At 59.1% G+C, this 2,773-nt stretch carries 3 protein-coding genes; all 3 read right to left on the bottom strand.

The annotated features are described in order from the left end of the window. Positions 1-463: 463 nt before the first annotated feature. Positions 464-1,273: a protein rep gene (locus ACZRMH_RS25675; RefSeq protein ID WP_196492187.1), complete on the bottom strand. Its 810-nt coding sequence runs from the start codon at positions 1,271-1,273 to the stop codon at positions 464-466. Between the two features lie 118 nt (positions 1,274-1,391). After that, positions 1,392-1,745 carry a hypothetical protein gene (locus ACZRMH_RS25670; RefSeq protein WP_127652685.1) on the bottom strand — a complete coding sequence of 118 codons (354 nt, stop codon included), beginning with the start codon at positions 1,743-1,745 and terminating at the stop codon, positions 1,392-1,394. 285 nt (positions 1,746-2,030) lie between these two features. Continuing rightward, positions 2,031-2,456, bottom strand: coding sequence for a hypothetical protein (locus tag ACZRMH_RS25665; RefSeq protein ID WP_073454712.1), 426 nt, complete (start codon positions 2,454-2,456; stop codon positions 2,031-2,033). Positions 2,457-2,773: the final 317 nt, after the last annotated feature.

Genomic DNA, 2,773 nt, shown 5'->3' with positions numbered 1-2,773 from the left:
CAGGGTGCGAAGCATCCGGCCGCACCGCTTGCGTGCGCGTCAGGTGAAACCGGACCAACCTGGTTTCGAGCCGAAGCAGCAGAGGGAGGGACGGAGTCCCGCGCCGATGCGTCGCGCAGTCTCAGAAAGCGGGTTGGTCCGGCTTTGCCGGGCGCGCACGCGGGTGAATTTTCGAGACAAGCCCGTCCAGGGCGCAGGGGAGGAAAGAGGGTGGCGGATCGCGCAGCGATTCAGAACCCTGAAGGCCTTCCGGGGCGCTCCCCCGGGAGGTTTGGGCGGCCCGGAGGGGCGGCCACGGAGCCCCGCAGGGGTGACGGCATTTTGCTGTTGGGTTCTATGTTTTTGGCTCTTGGCGGTTATATTGCAGGTCCTATTGTTGGGCCTATTGCCGCAGCAATAGGTGAGCCATAGGAGCGGCAATTTCAGGGAGTGAGGCAGGCAGGCGCTACGCTGTCGCCTGCCCTCACTCCCTGATGCTCGCCGGCTGGTATGAATCGCCCAGGTAGCGATAGAACCTATCCAGGTACGGAAGCCCGTCGAGCGGCTCATCGAGCAGCGAGTCGGGAATCTCAACGCCACGGAACAAGCCGAAGCTGTTCAGCAGGCGCTTGCCCTTGAGGATCTGCGCCGCGTGCCAGTTGTCAGCCAAGGTCAGATCGGAGAATTTCACGGCGTACTTGAACACCTCCATGAAACCCTCAACGGGATCGCCCAGGATGGGCCTGCAATCCACGACCATGCTGTCACCGGTGATCTTGTGCCACTCGGTGCTGAGGTCGGTTTGGGAGGGCTGTGATGTGGCCAGAATGATCATGTGACAATGCGGGTGCCAGCCATTGCCCTTGTTGGTCAGCTCGAGGGTGTAGACGGCCCCCTCGGCTTTGCAAAGCTCTGTCCAGGGAGCGCCACGAGTACCGGCATTGAAGTAGCGACGACGATCCATCAAGCGACGTAGCGACTTCGCGAGGTGCGATTGACGCTCTTCAAGATCCGGCCCGTTTTTGACTGTTAGGGTCAGGAGATAGGGCCGCAGATCCGGGCGTTCCTCCTGGATCACCTGCCAGCGGGTCAAGTAAGCCCCAAGAGCCTTGGCACCGCGGCGAATGCCGCACAACGGACAGACCAGGTGCTGCTTGCAGAACGTCGCGCTATGCAGCCGTACCTTGCCCACGGTGAAGTACTCCCGGAAATGCAGGTAATTACCACAGCTGGCAAGGCTAGCGGCAGTCTTGATGGTCGCTTCGGACGGGGTCTTTCGGAGATGTTCTAGCATCGCCTGAGACCTTGTGTGAGCCACGCCGTAGCGTGTTATTCTCTCGTCCAGAAGCCTAGCTTCGTCAGCCCCTGTGAACTCCCCGCCTGCCAAGTTGGAAGAGTTCTCAGGGGTTTTTTTATGCGCCATTCATGGCCCCCTTATTCGTGGGGCCGAGCATAGCACCTGCTAACACATTGTTTCTATGTATCAAGTAAAGCAGGGACTCGCCAGCCTCAGAACCGCGCAAAGCCCCGGAATCCGGGAGCATCAGCAGAAAAACAGCGATCAGGGACAAAACATCCTTACGATCCAGCTCGATTGAAACCCTCATGCCCAGCTCCTCAGTGGTGATGGCAAATTTTCTCATCACGACCAGGAACATAACGGGCGAGGTTTGCGCCTCCACTCCAGAGCCAAAAAACGAAGGAGTCTTCGGTAAAGTGGGGGTGTAACAGCACCCCACAGGATCCGGGAGGGGGGTGAAGAACATTTCGCAATACTACCCAGAGCGCCAAAAGCAAAATCAACAGCACCCATGCTGGGGGCCTCCGCTCCCGGCCGGTGGCCAGGAACAGAGCGCCAGAGGGTGATTTGATCAGCGAAGGGTCAAGGGTTCGCTCCGCCCGGGACTCCGTTCGCCGCGACGGTGAAGCGAGTCACGACGAGCCGGGGTCGCGGCCCCTGACCTGAGGAATTTCAACGGTGGATGGACTGGCCTCGATCGGAGTACGGGAACCTGTTCCCGTATGGAGGTCGAGGGGACAAGCGCAGCGCGTCAGGCCTCGGCGGCCCTTGTTCGTAAAGCCATCACTTGCGTGGCTGACAAATGGCGAAGCTCAGAATTGGAAAAAACCAGGTCAGCCCTCAACCACCTGGTTTCTTCGTCCCACTGGGCCAAATTGTCTATGAGAAACCTATAACGACCTTGATAAGCCTCCGCAAGATCCTCAGCAAGGGCCCTGTAAGCCTCTCCAGGCGTTTTTAACGCCAAATACACTGCATCTAGCACGGGGTCTGGTTTCGTTGCTCTGCCGACTTCCTGCGCCTTTTTGATGGCATATGCGTTGTATTCCTCTGCGCCAGTTTCGGGATCATCTGCTGGATTACCTGGGCAAAGTTTGTCCTCCCATGGGAGGACATAGGAGGCGCGGCCCAGGATGAACTGCAGGACGTAATCCGAAGGTATGGCGAGACGCTGCATGAGGAATTTTCCTAGACGAAAATCGAATGATAGCGCAGAGGGCTTTGGGCAGCGAAAGCTGCTTCCAGAGCGGCCAAAAGCCGCTCTGATAAACCGGCGTCGAAGACGACGGAAACAGCCTGACAGACGCCACCCGAGCCCACGAGGGGGGTGAGGAAAAATGGCCCCCAGGCCGAATTTTTCCGTTCTGCCCTGGTGCAGCCCGTCCAGGGCGAAACCAGGGTGCGAAGCATCCGGCCGCACCGCTTGCGTGCGCGTCAGGTGAAACCGGACCAACCTGGTTTCGAGCCGAAGCAGCAGAGGGAGGGACGGAGTCC

Source organism: Pseudomonas sp. B414 (genome assembly GCF_055408445.1).
Note: the sequence above shows the minus strand (reverse complement) of the source record. Positions and strands in the feature narration are given on the sequence as shown.